17 protein-coding genes are annotated in these 18,035 nt (G+C 28.4%); 11 read left to right on the top strand and 6 right to left on the bottom strand.

The features are described from left to right. Positions 1 to 4: 4 nt before the first annotated feature. Genes CURT_RS06740 through CURT_RS06725 form a run of 4 tightly spaced genes read right to left on the bottom strand, consistent with a single transcriptional unit; the run spans position 5 to position 4,570 of the window. Complete coding sequence (locus CURT_RS06740) at positions 5 to 1,330, bottom strand: MATE family efflux transporter (protein ID WP_018712661.1); 1,326 nt, start codon at positions 1,328 to 1,330, stop codon at positions 5 to 7. A 41-nt stretch (positions 1,331 to 1,371) separates the two neighbouring features. Next, positions 1,372 to 2,712 (bottom strand): sensor histidine kinase, encoded by a 1,341-nt coding sequence (locus CURT_RS06735; RefSeq protein WP_018712660.1) that lies wholly within the window; start codon positions 2,710 to 2,712, stop codon positions 1,372 to 1,374. Next, entirely contained in the window at positions 2,706 to 3,371 is a 666-nt protein-coding gene (locus tag CURT_RS06730) for a response regulator transcription factor (protein ID WP_018712659.1), read from the bottom strand. Before CURT_RS06730 ends, CURT_RS06735 begins: the two co-directional genes overlap by 7 nt. Continuing rightward, a complete protein-coding gene (locus CURT_RS06725) occupies positions 3,359 to 4,570 on the bottom strand; it encodes an MFS transporter (RefSeq protein WP_081617944.1) in 1,212 nt (403 codons plus the stop codon). The genes CURT_RS06730 and CURT_RS06725 overlap by 13 nt, the downstream gene beginning before the upstream one ends. A gap of 118 nt (positions 4,571 to 4,688) precedes the next feature. On the opposite strand from CURT_RS06725, the gene pstS reads away from it, so the two are divergent. The 7 genes from pstS to abc-f all read left to right on the top strand — a co-directional run bounded on the left by pstS (position 4,689) and on the right by abc-f (position 11,585). Then, a complete protein-coding gene (gene pstS / locus CURT_RS06720; RefSeq protein WP_018712657.1) occupies positions 4,689 to 5,717 on the top strand; it encodes a phosphate ABC transporter substrate-binding protein PstS in 1,029 nt (342 codons plus the stop codon). 57 nt (positions 5,718 to 5,774) lie between these two features. After that, a complete protein-coding gene (gene pstC / locus CURT_RS06715) occupies positions 5,775 to 6,656 on the top strand; it encodes a phosphate ABC transporter permease subunit PstC (protein ID WP_018712656.1) in 882 nt (293 codons plus the stop codon). Beyond that, a complete protein-coding gene (gene pstA, locus CURT_RS06710; RefSeq protein WP_018712655.1) occupies positions 6,653 to 7,513 on the top strand; it encodes a phosphate ABC transporter permease PstA in 861 nt (286 codons plus the stop codon). The genes pstC and pstA overlap by 4 nt, the downstream gene beginning before the upstream one ends. 4 nt (positions 7,514 to 7,517) lie before the next feature. Continuing rightward, positions 7,518 to 8,303, top strand: a complete 786-nt coding sequence (gene pstB / locus CURT_RS06705; RefSeq protein WP_018712654.1) for a phosphate ABC transporter ATP-binding protein PstB — start codon at positions 7,518 to 7,520, stop codon at positions 8,301 to 8,303. Next, complete coding sequence (locus tag CURT_RS06700) at positions 8,287 to 8,766, top strand: nucleotidyltransferase family protein (protein WP_039749961.1); 480 nt, start codon at positions 8,287 to 8,289, stop codon at positions 8,764 to 8,766. Before pstB ends, CURT_RS06700 begins: the two co-directional genes overlap by 17 nt. Beyond that, positions 8,741 to 9,562: a phosphate ABC transporter substrate-binding protein PstS gene (locus CURT_RS06695; RefSeq protein ID WP_018712652.1), complete on the top strand. Its 822-nt coding sequence runs from the start codon at positions 8,741 to 8,743 to the stop codon at positions 9,560 to 9,562. The genes CURT_RS06700 and CURT_RS06695 overlap by 26 nt, the downstream gene beginning before the upstream one ends. A 70-nt stretch (positions 9,563 to 9,632) precedes the next feature. Then, positions 9,633 to 11,585 (top strand): ribosomal protection-like ABC-F family protein, encoded by a 1,953-nt coding sequence (gene abc-f, locus CURT_RS06690; RefSeq protein ID WP_018712651.1) that lies wholly within the window; start codon positions 9,633 to 9,635, stop codon positions 11,583 to 11,585. Between the two features lie 22 nt (positions 11,586 to 11,607). Here the strand turns inward: abc-f and CURT_RS06685 are convergent, their stop codons facing one another. Next, positions 11,608 to 12,279 (bottom strand): hypothetical protein, encoded by a 672-nt coding sequence (locus CURT_RS06685; RefSeq protein ID WP_018712650.1) that lies wholly within the window; start codon positions 12,277 to 12,279, stop codon positions 11,608 to 11,610. Between the two features lie 38 nt (positions 12,280 to 12,317). After that, on the bottom strand, positions 12,318 to 14,015 hold the full coding sequence (locus CURT_RS06680; RefSeq protein ID WP_026320298.1) for a Na+/H+ antiporter NhaC family protein: 1,698 nt from the start codon (positions 14,013 to 14,015) through the stop codon (positions 12,318 to 12,320). A 141-nt stretch (positions 14,016 to 14,156) separates the two neighbouring features. Here CURT_RS06680 and CURT_RS06675 point away from each other — a divergent pair, with 141 nt between their 5' ends. The 4 genes from CURT_RS06675 to CURT_RS06660 are packed head-to-tail and all read left to right on the top strand — an operon-like array spanning position 14,157 to position 18,033. Continuing rightward, positions 14,157 to 15,362, top strand: coding sequence for a M48 family metallopeptidase (locus CURT_RS06675; protein ID WP_018712648.1), 1,206 nt, complete (start codon positions 14,157 to 14,159; stop codon positions 15,360 to 15,362). Continuing rightward, entirely contained in the window at positions 15,349 to 16,167 is an 819-nt protein-coding gene (gene prmC / locus CURT_RS06670) for a peptide chain release factor N(5)-glutamine methyltransferase (protein ID WP_018712647.1), read from the top strand. Before CURT_RS06675 ends, prmC begins: the two co-directional genes overlap by 14 nt. Position 16,168: 1 nt before the next feature. Continuing rightward, positions 16,169 to 16,801 (top strand): uracil-DNA glycosylase, encoded by a 633-nt coding sequence (locus CURT_RS06665; protein ID WP_244848427.1) that lies wholly within the window; start codon positions 16,169 to 16,171, stop codon positions 16,799 to 16,801. Continuing rightward, positions 16,798 to 18,033 (top strand): type 1 periplasmic-binding domain-containing protein, encoded by a 1,236-nt coding sequence (locus CURT_RS06660; RefSeq protein WP_018712645.1) that lies wholly within the window; start codon positions 16,798 to 16,800, stop codon positions 18,031 to 18,033. Before CURT_RS06665 ends, CURT_RS06660 begins: the two co-directional genes overlap by 4 nt. Positions 18,034 to 18,035 lie beyond the last annotated feature (2 nt).

The raw sequence follows: 18,035 nt of genomic DNA, 5'->3' as shown, positions 1-18,035 counted from the left end.
TTGATTATACCACTTTTTTACCTTGCCATTTTTTACTTTTCCATCTAAAAGTATTTGCCAAGCCTCTTAAGCTCTCATCAGCTAAAAACCCTATCCAAACACCAAGTATTCCAATTCCTAAATAAATTCCTAAAGTATATCCGATTTGAAGTGAAACTCCAAGCATAAATATAACTCCCATGTAAAATGGAAATTTAGCATCCCCACTAGCTCTAATTGCATTTACCATTATTACATTTTGTGTTCTTGCTATTTCTAAAAATAGTGAAAGTATAAAAAGAGGTTTCATAATGCTTTTAATATCATTATCTAGATGAAATAAGCTCATTATAAAATCTTGATTAAAAAACACTAATATTAAAAATCCAGCAGTTACTAAAAAGCCTATTTTTAAATTTTTAAAACTTTCTTTATATGCAAGTTCGTTTTTACCAGCTCCAACCATTCTAGCAACTATTACTTCATTTGCGATGCCTATTGCACTGCTTGCAAAAAATATAAATGCTGAAATTTGAAAAAATATGGTTTGAACTGTAAGACTATTTGCCCCCATACTTGCTACAAAACTAAAAGCTACTATGTATTGAAAAGTCCAGATGAAATTTTCTCCTGCACTTGGAAGTCCTATTGAAAGAATTTTTTTTAAGACATAGTTTTGAGCTTTAAAAAAAAGAGATATAAATATTGGAATTTTAACAACTTTTATTAAAATATAAAATAAAATAAAAACACCAAAAAATCTACCCAAAGCGGTTGAGATTCCAACTCCAAAAAGACCATAATATGAAAGTCCGAATGGCTCAAATAGTGCAATATAGTTTCCACATATTGTAAAAACATTCATAAAAACAGATACTATTATTGTGTGAGATACATATCCATAAGATCTAATTACAGCAATCAAAACTATAGCAACCGCATCTATAAAAAATACAATACTAATGACTCTTAGATATATTAAACTTTCATCAAAAATTTCACTTGGAATTTGCATAAGTTTTAAGATAATTCTAGCAAGGCTAAAAACAAAAATTCCAGCAACTAATCCAAGAGCCGCATTAAATGCTATGCTTACATGAACACTTCTAATTGCAAGTTTTTTATTTCTTGCGCCAATAGCTTGAGCTACAACAACTGAGCAGCCTACTGCTAAAAGGTTAAAAACATTTACCATTAAATTAAATATTTGATTTCCAGCTCCCATAGCTGCTACTAAATGAGGCTCTATCAAACTTATCATGTATGTATTTATAATGATGGTAAAAAGCGATAAAAGCATATTTAAATATATTGGTATGAATAAGTTTTTAAGTGTAACTTCTTTTTCCATTTAATTTATCCTTTTTTTATGAAAAAAGATTATATCAAATTTTAAAACTCAAAACCAAAATTTGAGCCCTTACCAAATTCGCTTTTAATTATAAAATTAAAATTATGTATTTTTAAAATTTGCTTTACTATGTAAAGCCCCAATCCAAGAGAGTTATCCCAGCTATTTTTACTTACTCTAAAATATCTTTTTGTTATTAAATTTAAGTTTTCTTCTTCTATTCCTATTCCTCTATCTTTTACAAAAAAAGAGTGTTCGTTTATCTGTAAAATAATTTCATCATTTGAATATTTCAAAGCATTTTCACTTAGATTTAATATAACTTGTTTTATTAGAATTTTATCGGCTTTTATTAAAGTATCGTTGCCGCTTATTAAAATATTTCTATCTTTGTATTTTTCTAAAAGCTCGTTTTTAACATCTTTTACAATGTCTTTTAAATTAAATTCATTGATATTTAAAATAATTTCTTTTTGAGTAAAGGAGAGTTTTATCTTATCAACTAAATTTACTATTTTTTGTGAGTTTTTTATAATTTTTTCTATAAATTTGTTTTTAAACTCTTCGCTCATTAAGGGATCATTTTTTAAAGTATCAGATGAAGCTTTTATAATGGCAACTGGGTTTTTAAACTCATGCGAAATAGCGCTTAGTATTCCTTCAAGCTGAGTGTTTTTAAGACGAATTTTAGCAGTTTTTTGATTTAATTTTTTATCAAGTTTTATTATATCAACTTTAACTTGATTGAGTTTTTTATATATTAAGTCAATCTCTTTTATAAATGAGTTTGAAATATTAAAAGAGTAATCTTTTTTAGAAATTTTATCTAAAAAGAAATTTATCTTTACTATTTCTTTTCCTATAATTTTGCTAAAAGTTCTATTTATTAAATATGTTAAAATTAAAAAAACAGTAAAAATTAAAAATAGTTTTAAAAAAAGATTTTTTAAATTTATATAACTATTCTCTAGGTTTGTAGCAACAACTATTATATATGATTTATTTGCTATTTTAACGCTGCTTGCTTCATATATTATTGGTTGTTTATTTATATAGTCAAAATCTGTTTTATTTATCACGCTTTTAAGTCCTAAAAAAATATCAAGCTTTATTATTTCATTGTTGCTTAGTGTAAATTTGCCTAAATCTTCATCAAAAACCGCAATATAGGTATCTGTTTTTAGTGCCAGACCTTTTATAAAATCATCTGATAAATTTCCTGGAGTTATGCTTAAAATTTCTTTTATAGTGTTAAGTTTATTTACTGCTTTTTCATAGCTTCTTTCTTTATCAGCCTTGTAGGTAAAAAAAGAAAAGCTAAAAAACATAATCAAAAAAATAGTTATGAAATTTATAAAAAAAATTTGATAGATTTTTAACAAAGCATATATCCTTCGCCTCTAATTGATTTTATATATTTTTTTTCTCTTGTTGGATCAATTTTTTCACGAAGTCTTTTTATAGCAATATTTACTGTTTTTTCGCTTGAGTTTTCATCATTCCAAATAACACTTAAAAGATAGTCTCTTGTGAGTAAAATATTTTTATTTTTTATAAACTCAACAAGTAAATTTGTCTCTAATTTAGTTAACTCAATATTTGTGTTACCAATTAAAACTTCAGCATTTGTTAAATTTATAAAAATATCTTTAAATTTATAAATATCTGCTTTTTTCTTTGTTCTTTTTAAGACAGCTTTGATTCTTGCAAGTAGATTATCCATTTCAAAAGGCTTTGTTATATAGTCATCGCCTCCTGCTTCAAAACCCTCAAGCTGCTCATTCATAGAAGTTTTAGCACTTAAAAAAATTACTGAATTATTGTATCCTTTAAGTCTTAAATTCTTAATAAACTCACTTCCCTCAACACCCGGTAAGTTTCTATCTACTATTAGCAAATCAACATTTTCTTCATTTAAAAGTTGCTCAATTTTAGAAGTGTTTAAAAAACCAAGCACTTCATAGCCTGCTTTTGTAAGATTAAACTCAAGAAGATCTAGCATATCCTCTTCATCATCAATTACTACAATTAAACTTTCCAAAACAAAACCTTTTTGAATCTAACAAGTAAAATTATGCAAATTACTGCACTTAAAGCACACATTAAAATTCCATATCTTGGCTTAAAGACATCAACCAAAACACCGCTATAAATTGCACCAAATGGTATGCTTCCTTGAAAAAACAGTGAATAAATACTCATAACTCTTCCTCTATATTCATTTTTAGTTTTTAGCTGAATGGTTGAGTTTATACTAGAACTTGCAACAACAAAGAAAAATCCTGTCATTAAAAGAAACAGCCCACTTATATAAAAATTTGAACTAAATCCTGTTAAGATTAAGAAAACAGAAGCTAATATTGGGGCAGCAAAAATCATTTTAAAATTAAGTTTTCCAAAACTTGCTATAAAAAGTGCACCCAAAAATGAACCAATCCCTAAAAAACTCATTAAATATCCAAATGTCTTCTCATTTCCATTAAGTTCAAATTTTGCCAATGCAGAAATCGTTACATTGTAATGTGGTAAAAATAGAGCCATTATCAAAAGTAAATATAACATGCTTGATATGATATGATTATTTTTAGCATAAATTAGTCCATCTCTTATAGAATAAAGCATATTTTTAGATCTGTTTTTTGATAAAATTCTCCTATTTTTTATAAAAAATAGACTTACTATAATAGCCGCAAAGCTAACTGAGTTTATTAAAAAACAATACTCTATACCAAAACTAGCTATTACAAGTCCGGCAAGTCCTGGCCCTAAAATTCTTGCCACATTAAAACTCATTGAGTTTAGGGCAACTGCGTTTGGTATAAATTTATCATCTTCTATTATCTCATAAACAAAACTTTGTCTAGCTGGAGCATCAATACTTAAAAATATTCCATTTAAAAAAGAAAGCACCATTATCATTAAAAATGAAATTTCAAACATTGTCATTATTAAAGTAAATAAAATAGCTACTATCATAAGTCCTGTTTGAGAGATAAAAAGTAGCTTTCTTGTATCGAATTTATCAACCAAAGCTCCTGAGATTAGAGTTAAAAAAAGTGGCGGTAAAAACTGAGCCACGGCAACCAAACTTACCAAAAATGCATTATTTGTAATACTAAGGGCTAGCCAAGGTTGAGCGATACTTTGCATCCAAGAGCCAATTAGTGAGACATTCATCCCAATCCAATAAATTTTAAAGTTTTTAAATTTAAAAGAGGCAAGTGGCTTAAGTTTATTCATAGTGAAAGTATAGCTAAATTTTATGAGTTTAGTCTAAATTTTATCTGCTTTATAAAAGTTTCCAAAAAGTTATAAAGTTTTCTTACAATTGCTTCAAATTTTAGAAAAAGGATAAAAAATGGTAAAAAAATTAGCTATTTTAGCAGTCGCTTCGGCATTTGTTTTTTCAAATTTGAGTGCAAATGACAAAATTTCAGGTCAAGGTGCAACTTTTCCAATGCCCGTTTATAAAGAGTGGGCAAAGTTATATTACAAAGATACTAAAAATCAAGTAACTTATAGCGGTGGTGGAAGCGGAAAAGGAGTAAGTGCTATAACTGATAGAAATGGAAATTTCGGTGGAACTGATGCAGCTTTAACAAAAGAGGAGTTAAAAGAGAAAAAACTTTTACAATTTCCAGGAGTTACAGGAAGTGTTGTTTTAGCTTATAACATAAATGGTGTAAAAGATCATGAATTAAAGCTTGATGGCAAAGCAGTTGCAGGAATATTTAGTGGAAAAATCACAAAATGGGATGATGCATACCTAAAAGAGCTTAATCCAAATTTAAAACTTCCTGCTGCAGACATCGTTCCAGTTGTAAGAAGTGAATCAAGTGGAACAACATTTAACTTTACAAGTTATTTAGCAAGAGCAGATGAAGACTGGGCTAAAAATTATGGTGCTGCAAAAACAATTAATTGGGGCGCAAAAGTAACTCCAGCTCAAGGAAATCCTCTTGTAGCAAAAACAATAAAGCAAACTTCAAACTCAATTGGATATATTGAATACGCTTATAAAGTTCAAGAAAACTTAGCTGCAGCAACTCTAAAAACAAAAAATGGTGATTGGGCTGAGCCAACAAAAGAAAACTTTGATCGTGCTGCATTAAATTCAAATTTTAGCATTGATGAGCATTTTTATGATGTTTTAGCATATAGTGCTGGTGAGAAATCATATCCGATCGTTGCAGCAACATTTATCGTTTTACCAAGTGATAACGCTGAAGATGGTAAAAAAGTAACTAAATTTTTTAAATGGGCATTTACAAGTCAAAAAGCTAAAAAAGCAGCTGCTGATTTAGGATATTTACCACTTCCTGATGATACTGTTAAGATGATTGAAGAGTATTGGAAAAAATACGACATTCAACCAAACAACAACTAAATTAAAAAACTCTCTGCTAATTCTTGCAGAGAGCTATAACTTACAAAAAGGTTTATAATGACAGGTTTTCAGCGCCATGCTTTAAAAAATGAAAAAATATTCTCATTTTTTGCAAAAATGTCTTCAATTTTGGTTTTAATTATTTTGCTTATTATTTTTCTAACACTTTTTTATAGGGCACTTCCTGCTATAAATGAATTTGGGTTAGGGTTTTTGTTTGATTCTACTTGGGATGTGGCAAATAAGCGTCTTGGTGGTGCAGCTGCTATATTTGGAACGATAGTTTCAACATTTATAGCTATGCTTTTAGCTACGCCTGTTGCTATCGGTATAGCTATATTTTTAACAGAAATTGCTCCATTTAAAGTTAGGACTTTTTTTAGTGTAAATATTGAATTACTAGCTGCAATTCCATCTATTGTCTATGGAATGTGGGGCTTTTTATATTTTGTTCCTTTTGTTCAAAAGCTTTTTGGAGGAACTGGACTTGGACTTTTAACTGGTGGACTTGTTTTATCGATTATGATTTTGCCATTTATTGCCTCAGTTACAAGAGATAGTATGGAGACAACTCCAGCCATTTTAAAAGAATCAGCTTATGCCTTAGGTGCTACTAAATTCGATGTTATAAAAAATGTTATTTTTCCATATGCAAAAGCAGGAATTATTGGTTCAATTATTTTAGCTTTAGGTAGAGCGTTTGGTGAGACTATGGCTGTTGCGTTTTTGCTTGGTGGAATTTCTGTTATTCCTAGTAATATTTCAGATCCAGCAACAAGTATCCCAGTAACACTTGCTTTACAATTTGGCGAGGCAATGGGAATGAGAGTTTATGAAAGTTCGATGTATTATTTAGCGCTTATTTTATTTGTTATTAGCTTTATTACGATTGCAGTTGCAAAGTTTGCGCTACTTAGAAAGAAAAGGGTAATAAAATGAGTGATAAATTTAAAGCTATAAGAGAAAAAGCCGCTGCAAAAAGAGTAAGAACTAATAAAATAGTAAATTATGTTTCTATTTTCTTTGCAGTTTTGGGATTGTTTTTTTTAGTGTGGATAATGGTGACTTTGATAGTTAAGGGAATAGCTGGATTTAGTAGCTCTATTTTTATAGATGATACTGTTTTTGGCGGACTTAGAAATGCTCTTATCGGACATACTATTTTAGTAGGAATTGCCTCAGTTATAGGAATTCCAATCGGATTAATGGCTGGAACATATCTAAGTGAATATGGCGGAGCTAATGATAGAAAATCAAACTTTATAAGAAATATGAGCGATATTATGATGAGTACGCCATCAATTGTAATTGGTGCATTTATTTATGCTATTGTGGTATCACCATTTGGTTCTTATAATGGATTTGCTGGAGCTTTAGCTTTGGCTGTTATGATGATACCGGTTATATTAAAAACAACCGATGATATGCTAACTTTGGTTCCACAAAGCTTAAGAGAAGCGGCGTTTGCTTTGGGTGCACCAAAATATAAAGTTACAATGCAAATTGTATTTCGTGCGGCAAAAAATGGCATTTTAACTGGGGTTGTTTTAGCTGTGGCAAGAGTTTCAGGTGAAACTGCACCGCTTTTATTTACTTCAGGTGCATGGGATTTTTTAACTTTAAATCCATTTGCTCCAATGCCAAGCTTAACAAATACAATTTATGAATTTACTCAAAGTCCTGATGCGGACTTAAATTCAGTTGCATGGGCGGGAGCATTTTTGTTAGCGGTTGTAGTTTTAGGTGTAAATATAATCGGTAGAATGTTAATAAAAACAAAGAAAAATAAAGGATAAATTTATGGCAACAATAACAGAAGTTAAAGAAAATCTTGCTTTAAGCATAAAAGATTTCTCATTTTGGTATCAAGGAAGCAATAAACCAAATTTAAATAAAATCAACATGCCAGTGGCTGATAAAAAAGTAACTGCTTTGATAGGGCCATCAGGATGTGGTAAATCAACTCTTTTAAGGTCAATTAACAGAATTCACGATCTTTATCCAGGAAATCGCTACGAAGGTGAAATTTCTTTTTGTGGTGAAAATATTTTAAGTAGCAATATTGATTTAATAAATTTAAGAATAAAAATCGGTATGATTTTTCAGCAACCTACTGCCTTTCCAATGAGTATAAAAGATAATGTTGAATATGGCTTAAAGCTTCAAGGTATAAAAGATAAAAAAACATTATCGCAAATTACTGAAAGTGCCTTAAAAGGTGCAAATATCTGGGATGAGGTAAAGGATAGATTAAATGATGATGCCGCAGGACTTTCAGGAGGCCAAAGACAAAGACTTTGTATAGCAAGAGCCATTGCAGTAAGCCCTGATATTTTGCTTTTTGATGAGCCAACTTCAGCACTTGATCCAATTTCCACAATAGCTATTGAAGAGCTTATACATAGACTAAAAGAAAACTACACAATTGTCATTGTAACTCACAACATGCAACAAGCTCTAAGAGTTAGTGATTATACAGCATTTATGTATTTAGGAGATTTAATAGAATTTGGCAAAACTGAGCAAATATTTAAAAACCCAAGAGAAAAACTTTTACAAGAGTATGTAGGTGGAAAATTTGGATAATACTCATTTGCCAAAGGGTATTCAAGATAAGTTAATTAAAAAATTAAAATCTTTAAACCCAAGAGAAATTTGGATTTTTGGAAGCTATGCCAAAGGAACTCCAAAGCCAAGTAGCGATATAGATCTTTTTGTAATTAAAAAAAAGATAAAAAAAGATTTTCATGAAGATATTGTAAATTTAAGAAATGAGTTAAATAAGCTAGGAGAAAAATATGGCATTGATATAGATCTTTTTATAGATACGAAAGATTTAGTTGAAGAAAAACTTTTAGATGAAGATGAGTTTTATACTTCTGTTTTTGATGGAGCTAGTAGAATTTATACAAAAAAAGATGGGATAAATATTTCGATTTTACTTCAAAAAAAGAGTTGGTTTGATAAAATTATGCAAAAAGTTAAAATTATTTTTATAAAATTTTTTGGAATTAAGGATAGCAATGCTGCAAAAAATAGTGAAATTTAGTTTTATATTTTTATGCATAAATTTATTAAATGCTTATGAGCTTAAAGGATATGGTGCAACCTTTGCAGGCGATAAAGTGGTTGAACTTTCAAATTTATATAAATTAAAAACTAAAAATGAAATTTCATATTTTCCAATTGGATCAAGCGGTGGAATAAAACAAGTTTTGCTTAATAAAGCTGATTTTGCAATAGTTGATATAGCTTTAAAAGATGATAGTTTAGAGTTTATACCATTTATAAAAAGTCCAATTTCCATAAGTTACAATTTGCCAAATATTTCAAATTTAGTTTTAACTCCAAATTTGATATCTAAAATTTTTATAGGAAAAATTAAGTTTTGGAATGATAAAGAGATAACTCTTTTAAATCCAAATTTAAATCTACCAAATGAAAAAATAATCTTTTTTCATAGATATGATGGATCTGGCACTACATTTACACTATCATCTTTTTTAAAAAACAATAGTGATTTTTGGAATTTAAAAAACAGTGAGTTTGTAAATTTCAAACTAGGAATTGGAAAAAAGGGAAATAAAGAAATAGCTTTTTTTATAAAACAAACTCCTTATTCTATCGGATATGCAAGCTACTACTACACGCGAAATTTAAACTCGGCTTATTTGCAATATAAAGGCACAATTTCTCATCCAAAAGATGATAATTACCCTTTGCAAAATTATAGTTACTTTATATATAGAAAAGATAGTTCAAAAAAAGAAAATATTGAGAAATTTATTAAATTTGCAAAACAAAACTACAATCCAAAAGATGATAAATTAAGCTATTTTGACTAAAATCAAGCTATTTTATTATAAATTTAACTTATTTGATATAGAATAATAAAATTTATTATAAGGAAATTTATTGGCACTTGTTGATTTAATAGATGTAAAAAAGAAATTTGGTACAAAAAGTATTTTAAATAATGCAAATTTAACTATAAACGATAAAGAAAGAATTGCCATTATTGGAAAAAATGGTGGTGGAAAATCAACTCTTATGAAAATAATTGCTGGAATTTATACACCTGATGAGGGAAGAGTTGTTACGCAAAATGGTATAAATGTGCAATATCTTGAACAAGCTCCAAATTTCAAGTCTCATTTTACAGTCGAACAAGCCATAAGATCAGAACTTAAAGAGATATATAGTGCACTTGATGAATATACAAAAACTTTAAATTCGCTTTCTAATGATCCTCAAAATAAAGACTTAATACAAAAGCAAAACGAACTTAGCAAATTTATAGATACACACGATGCGTGGAATATAGAAAATAAAATAACTCGTGTAATTGAGCATTTCGAACTTGATGAGTTTAAAGATAGAGCTATTTCAACTTTAAGTGGTGGTGAGATAAGGCGTGTCGCACTTGGCGGACTAATACTAAAAAAACCTGATGTGCTTTTACTGGACGAGCCAACAAACCATCTTGATGTTTATATGGTTAAATTTTTAGAGGAAATGATTATTTCTAGTAACCAAACAATAGTATTTATAAGTCATGATAGATATTTTATAGAACGCCTTGCTAATCGTTGTATAGAAATAGAAGATGGCGAAATTCAAAGTTTTGATGGTGGATATGAAAATTATTTAATTAAAAAACAAGAAATGTTAGCTTCTATGCAAAAAAGCTACGAAACTTTAATAAAAACTTTAAAAAGTGAAGAAGAGTGGCTTAGGCGCGGAGTAAAAGCTAGGCTTAAAAGAGATGAAGGAAGAAAACAACGCGTTATTCAAATGCGAGAAGCTGCAAAGAAAAATCCTGGAATTATACGAAAAGTAAAACTTGAGTTAGAAAGAGCAAATGTTAGTTTTAATCACGGCGGACTTGGGCAAAATAGAAAAAAAATGCTTTTTGAGTGTGTAAATTTAACAAAAGCATTAGGTGGAAAAACACTTTTTAAAAATTTTAATACAAGAGTTTTGCAAGGTGAGAGGATTGGAATAGTAGGAAAAAACGGAAGTGGAAAAAGCACACTTTTAAAAACATTTTTGGGTAGAATTTCACCAGATAGTGGAGTTATAAAAAAAGGTGAATTAAAAATCGGATATTTCGATCAAATGAGAGAAGGCATTAACGACGATGATAGCTTAATAGAAGTTTTTTGTCCAAATGGTGGGGACCATGTTTGGGTTAGAGGTAGATATATGCATGTATATGGCTATTTAAAAAACTTTCTTTTCCCAAAAGAGTTTTTAACTCAAAAGGTTGGCTCTTTAAGTGGTGGCGAAAAAAATAGAGTAGCTTTGGCTTTACTTTTTACAAAAGAGTATGATTGCTTAATTTTAGATGAACCTACAAATGACCTTGACATTGCTACGATTAATATCTTAGAAGAGTATTTAATGAGTTTTGAAGGTGCTGTTATAATCGTAAGTCATGATAGATATTTTGTAGATAAAGTTACAAATAAGCTTTGGATTTTTGAAAATAGCGGAAATATTAATCAAACGTATATGCCATATAGTGAGTATTTAGAACTTGAAGATGAGATCGAAGAGCTTGATGAAATAGAAAAAGATGCCAAAGAAAAATCAAATGAGCAACAAGCTCAAAAAAGCTTACAGCCAAAAACTCAAACAAAATTAAGCTTTAAGCAAAATAAAATTTTAAATGAGTATCCAGCTGAAATAGAAAGACTTGAAAACCGTATAAAAGAGCTAAATCACGCACTTTCAACACCTGAAATTTATAAAGAAGTAGGGATTCAATCTCTTTTTGAAGAACTAGAAGAAAAAAAGGGAAATTTAACAAATATGGAAAATGAGTATTTTGAAGTTTTAGCGCTGGCTGAGAGTTTAAAAAGTTGAAAGCTCAATACTTTTTTAAAATTTAGTCAATTTTATTTTTACTATTTTTATACAACCACAAAAGATGCAACACTCTTAAATTTATCACAACGATACTTATATAAAAAGCAATTCCTTGAAAAATAGCTGTGGTATATGAAGCACCAAGCTTTGTTTGATATTTTTGTAAATAAGTTATATTATTTCGTCTTTCAAAGATATCACCACAATCATTTAAAAAATTTCCGCTAAAAAAATAATATAAAATATAGATAAAAAACAGGTAAACACAAATCAGTAAAATAAAAAGTAAAAATGGATTTTTAACTAGTTTTAAATCTTGTTCGTTCATTTTACCAACAATACCATCTTTTACAGGTTCATTTATGCCTAAGAAACCATTTAAAATCACAAGCTTATAAAAGTAGTTTTTAAAATGCCAAATCGTATAAATAAGCCCAATAACTAGCATAAAACAAAAGTAAAACACTATACCGCTTTTTATATTTTCATCTTTATCTAAGATATCAACTACTTGGATAAATTTAAAAAAATCTATAAATTTTAAAGCGTTTGGATAAATTTTTTCTATATCATAAGGCACAATTAAGGCAAAAAATAGATAACTTAATATAAAAAGTGTTTGGATAATGTAGTATTTTTTAATTGAATATGATTTTTGATTTTTTAAATTTAAAATAAATTTTTCTTTCATATCTTTTGAAATTTAGGGCGTAAATTTACACCCTAAATTTATTCAACTTTTTTACCAATTGTTTTTAAAATAATAAATATAAAAATTACTCCAAGTGCCAATGAAAATACCACCGGTAGTCCAAAAGATACAGGTAAATAGCCAATAAGTACTGAAATTGCACCTATTAATAACGCATAAGGCATTTGTGTTGCAACGTGATCTATGTGATTGCAACCTGCTCCCATTGAAGAAAGTATTGTTGTATCTGATATCGGTGAACAGTGATCGCCAAATATCGCTCCTGTTAATACAGAGCCAATATTTATTATCATATATGAGTGAAGTATATGCTCTGTTAAGCCATTGTATCCGCCTATTGCAAAAGCTAAAGGTATGGCAAGTGGCATTAAAATACCCATTGTTCCATAACTTGTTCCCGTAGAAAATGAGATAGATGATCCAAGTATAAAAATAGTTGTTGGAAGAACCCAAAGTGGAACTGAATCTGATAAAATTCCTACTAAATATCTCGAAGTTCCTAAATCTTTAATGATTGAACTAAGTGACCATGCAAGTAGTAAAATAACTATTGTAATTATCATCGTTTTCCAACCCTTTACCCAAACACTAATTGCTTCGCTAATTGTAAATATTTTTCTATAAACACCCATAAAAATAGCAACTACAGTCGCAAAAAGTGCAGCTTGAAAAAGCACAACCGAAGCATCAGCATTACCAAAAGTTTCTCTTAAAGCAAATAGTGAAAAAGGATCAGCTTTAACTTGTTCTAAAATTTCACCCTCTAATGCTCCAAGGCCATTTAGATAAAAACCTAAAATAGCACCAAACATTAAAACTAAAATTGGAATTATTGCATTTGATGTTTTAAGCTTAATACCTGCTTTAGGAAGAATTGACTTATCTTCTATATCATCCATTTTCATATTGTTTTTTGATGTTGTTATGCCAGTTGTTCTAGCTCTTAGTTCAGCTTTATACATAGGGCCAAATTCTCTTGCTGTAATAGCTGTAGCAAAAACAAAAATTATCATAAATATATTATAAAACCTATATGGAAGTGTCTCTAAAAATATTGCAAATGCATTTACATCAGTCATTCCAATGATTTCATAAGAAGACTTTATAACAGAAAGCTCATACCCAATCCATGTTGAGATTATAGCTATTCCAGAAATAGGAGCAGCTGTTGCGTCTATAATAAAAGCAAGTTTTTCTCTTGAAACTTTAAATTTATCAGTAACTGGGCGCATTACAGGTCCGACAATAAGGGCATTAGCGTAATCATCAAAGAAAACAAAAAGTCCCATTAGCCAAGTTGAAATTTGTGATGATTTATGGTTTTTAGCTTTTTTTGCAAGCCATTCAGCAACTGCCTTTGTACCACCCATTCTTGTAATTAGTGCAACAACACCACCAATTGCCAAAACTTGAAGAATAATTCCTGCATTCCAAGGATCTGCCATTGAGTGAACCATTCTATTGCAAACATTTACAAAACCTTTTATAAAAGCACTAAAAATATTATCTTGTGTTATAAACATCATAAATGTTCCACTAAAAACACCTATAAAAAGAGAAAAAATAACATCTTTTGTAATAAAAGCCAATGTGATTGCAACAACTGGAGGAATGAGTGTTAAAATTCCAAATTTTTGAGCGTTTAAATCAGCTAACTCATTTCCAAACATAAATATCGGAAGAAATAAAAAAATCGTAAAAATAAACCTTTTCATGTAAAACCATTTCTTTTTAATTTAATAAATTTTGCATTATAACAAATTTATTTGTAAAAACTGCTTTTTCATTATTTTTTTATTAAATTTATGCTAAATTACATTTTATAAAATTTCAAAATAAAAATTAATGGAGAATATATGCTTTATATACTGATAATATTGTTTTTGGCTTATAGCTTGTTTAAAATTTTTTTGGAAATTTGCGAACTTAAATTTGTAAAAGAAGAGATAAAAAAAGAAGCTGTTATTTTAGATGAGAAAACATACAAAGAAGCTGGAAATATTACTATTTTTAATAAAAAATTTGCTATTTTTACTTTGATATATGAATTTTTTATAACCATTTGTTGGCTTAGTTTTGGATTAAGACTTTTGTATCAAAATGTGGTTTTAAACAATACTATTTTTGAAAATTTAGTCTTTGTGATAAGCTTTTTTTTAATTGGTGGAATTTTAAGTTTGCCTATTGATATTTATTCTAAATTTGTAAAAGATAAAAAATTTGGTTTTTCAAATTTGAGTGTTAAAACTTTTTTATTGGATTTATTAAAGTCTTTTTCACTAAGCATTATATTTGGCTCAATAGTTGTTTATTTGCTTTTAATTTGCATAAATTTTTTAGGAAATTTTTGGTGGTTTTGGGCTGCAATTTTATCTTTTATAATTGTTTTAATTATAAATTTTTTATATCCTACTTTAATCGCTCCACTTTTTAACAAAATGGAAATTTTAAAAGATGATGTTTTAAAAGATAGTATTGAATCACTTCTTAAAAAATGTGGATTTAAAAGTAGCGGTGTTTTTACAATCGATGCTAGCAAAAGAGATAATCGCCTAAATGCTTATTTTGGTGGTTTTGGAAGCGCTAAAAGGGTAGTTTTGTTTGATACGCTTATAAAAAAACTTACAAAAGATGAAATTTTAGCTGTTTTAGGTCATGAACTAGGGCATTTTAAAAACAAAGATATTTTAAGAATTTTAGTTTTTTCAGCTATTTTATTTTTTGTTATTTTTGGTCTTTTGGGAAATTTGCCAGAAACTATTTTTAACGCTGTTGGAATTGAAAAAAGTGGTGGAAGTATTATAGTGATGATAGCCATTTTATCAAATTTGCTTTCATTTATTATAACTCCACTTCAATCTTTTTTAAGCAGAAAAAGAGAGTTTGCGGCTGATAAATTTGGTGCTAAAATGCAAAATAAAAATGACATGATAAACGCCCTAAAGAAGCTTGGAAGCGAGAATAAAGCTTTTCCTAAATCACACAAGCTTTATTCAAATTTTTACCATTCTCATCCAACTTTGTATGAGCGCATTTGTGAGTTAAATGATGAAAATATTTGAAGCTCTTAAAAAGGGTGAAGAACTTACAACACCTTTTGTTGCAAGAGAACTTTTAAAATTTCATCTAAATTTAAGTATGACTGAAATTTTACTTCAAATAAATGAAAATTTAGATCATCCTCATAGATATTTTTTATTATTAAAAAGATATGAAGATGGCGAGCCGTTAGAGTATATAACGAGTAAAGCAAGCTTTTTGGATAGTGAGTTTTTTATAAAAAAGGGTGTTTTAATCCCTAGATTTGAAACTGAAATTTTAGTCAAAAAAGTCTATGAAGTTGCAAAAAATTTTGCAAATCCTAAAATTTGTGAAATTGGTTTTGGAAGTGGAATAATTTCTTTAAGCCTAAAAAAAATGATTCCAAGCTCAAATATAACAGCTACTGATATTTCAAAAACAGCTTTTGAAGTCGCAAGTATAAATGCTAAAAAGCTAAATTTAGATGTAAATTTTATAAATGCGTCTTATCTTGATGGGATAGATGATAGTTTTGATATCATAGTATCAAATCCGCCATATATAAAAAACAACTATAAACTTGATAAATGGGTCTTAAATGAGCCAAAAGAAGCACTTTTTGGCGGCGTTAAAGGATATGAAATTTTAGAACACATTATTAATTTAAGTAAAGATAAAACAAGAATTCTAGCTTGTGAAATAGGCTATGATCAAAAAAGACCTTTAAGTAAAATCTTAAGAGAAAATGGTTTTGAAGCTAAATTTTATAAAGATTTAGCAGGTTTTGATAGAGTGTTTTTAGCCTCAAATTCAAATCTTTTTAAAGATGGTTTTGATGAATTGTGATTTGATATATATTTTAAGAAGTTATAGAGCTTTTGGATATAAATTTATAGATGAAAGTGTTTTAAATTTGGTTAAAAAAAGTAAATTTAAAGACTTTGATGAACTACAGCAAAACCTCAATATTTGCGAGTTATGCAATCTTTCAAAACAAAGAATTAATACTGTTTTTTCTAAAAATAAACATGCTAAAATTATGATAATTTTAAAAAATCCAAGTGATATTCAAAATAAAACTGGAGATTTGCTATCCTCAAAGCTAGTTTTAGAGTTTAAAAACGAGCTTATTAATACCTTAAATTTAAGTGAAGATGATTTATACTTTACTTTTATGGTAAAATGTCACTCAAATAAAGATATTAAACCTTATGATGAGAGTTTTCAAAGGTGTAAGCCATATCTTTTTGATGAGATTGAAAAACTAAATCCAAGGCTTATTTTGGCAATGGGTGATGAGTGTTTAGGTGCTATTTTTGAAGATTTTGAAATGTCTAGTTTAGAAACACTTCATGGTTATGTTTTAAAATATAAAAAAAACTTTGTTTTGCCTATGTTTGATCTTGATTTTATAAGGTTAAATCCAGCGAAAAAAGAGTTTTTTTTAAATGATATAAAAAAAATTAAAGAGTTGTTATGAAAAAAATTTTACTAATATTATTGTTAATTTTCTCAAGTTGTTTTGCAAAAATTCAAAAACCTTCTCCTATCCCACCAGCAAGTCTTTATTATCTAGACTTTGAACCTGGAATTTGCGATAGCCAATGTTTAAAAAAATTAATTGATGAAAAAAAAGATTTTAGCTTTTTATCAAGATACTCTAAGGAGTATTCAAATTCTTATCTTGAAAGCTACTATATGAGTTTATCTAGTGGCATTGCAAAGCTTGTTGTAACAAAAGATATGGATTTATCACAGCAACAAATTGCTGTTTTACTTCCTCAAAATATAATAGGTGGATATGCTCACATAGTTTCAAATGCGGTGTTTTCTTATATAATTTCTAAAGATTTAAATGTAAAGGTTAAATTTTATCTAACTGGAAATGAAAATGAAGCATCATTAATAACTGCTATTGATAAAATAAAAAATGATGGTATTTCTTTGGTTATTGCTCCATTTACTGCAAAAGGCGCTGAGATAATCGCAAAAAATTCTGATATAAATATGCTTTTTTTCATACCTACACTTCACTATAAAATGGTTAAAGCAAGCAAAGGAAATATCTTTTTTGGAGGTATTGACTACGAAGATCAAGTTTTAAAACTTTTAGAGTATTCTGATTATAAAAATATAGTTGTTTTTGAAGATAATAGCTTTTTGGCAAAATTTTTAGACGAGTATATTTCTTTAAGTGGTGCAAATATAGAAAAAAAAGTTTTAGTTGATGGTGCCCAAACTTCGCTTCTAGGAAGAGTTGATGAGAGTTTAAAAGATGTTGATGTTTTTTTAAATTTGCCACTTAATGCAACAGCTAAGATAATTTATGAGCTAAAGATAAATAACTTAGCTCCAAATTCCTTTTTTACAACACAGATTAATTATGCTCCAAAACTTTTATCGCTTATAGATTTTAAAGATAGACAAAATTTATTTATCGCAAATTCCATTACTCATGTTCCGCAAAATATTGCTTCTATAAGTTCAATTTTGGGAGTTGATATTTATTATAACTGGATTGCTTATTCAACGGCTATTGGGCTTGATTATTTATACAATGCTTTTGCAAATACTGATGATGAGCGGATTTTTAAAGAAAGAATCGTTGGCTCAAGTATAAATTATGACACAAAGATTTATAAAACAACAAATCATAAATTTGAATCTATTAGAGATGAAGAAAAGAATTTAAATAGTGAGTTAGCTTTTTAGTT

The sequence above is a fragment of the Campylobacter ureolyticus genome, from assembly GCF_013372225.1.
In the GTDB taxonomy this organism is placed as follows: Bacteria; Campylobacterota; Campylobacteria; order Campylobacterales; family Campylobacteraceae; genus Campylobacter_B; species Campylobacter_B ureolyticus.
This window is presented reverse-complemented; position numbering and strand designations above follow the sequence as displayed.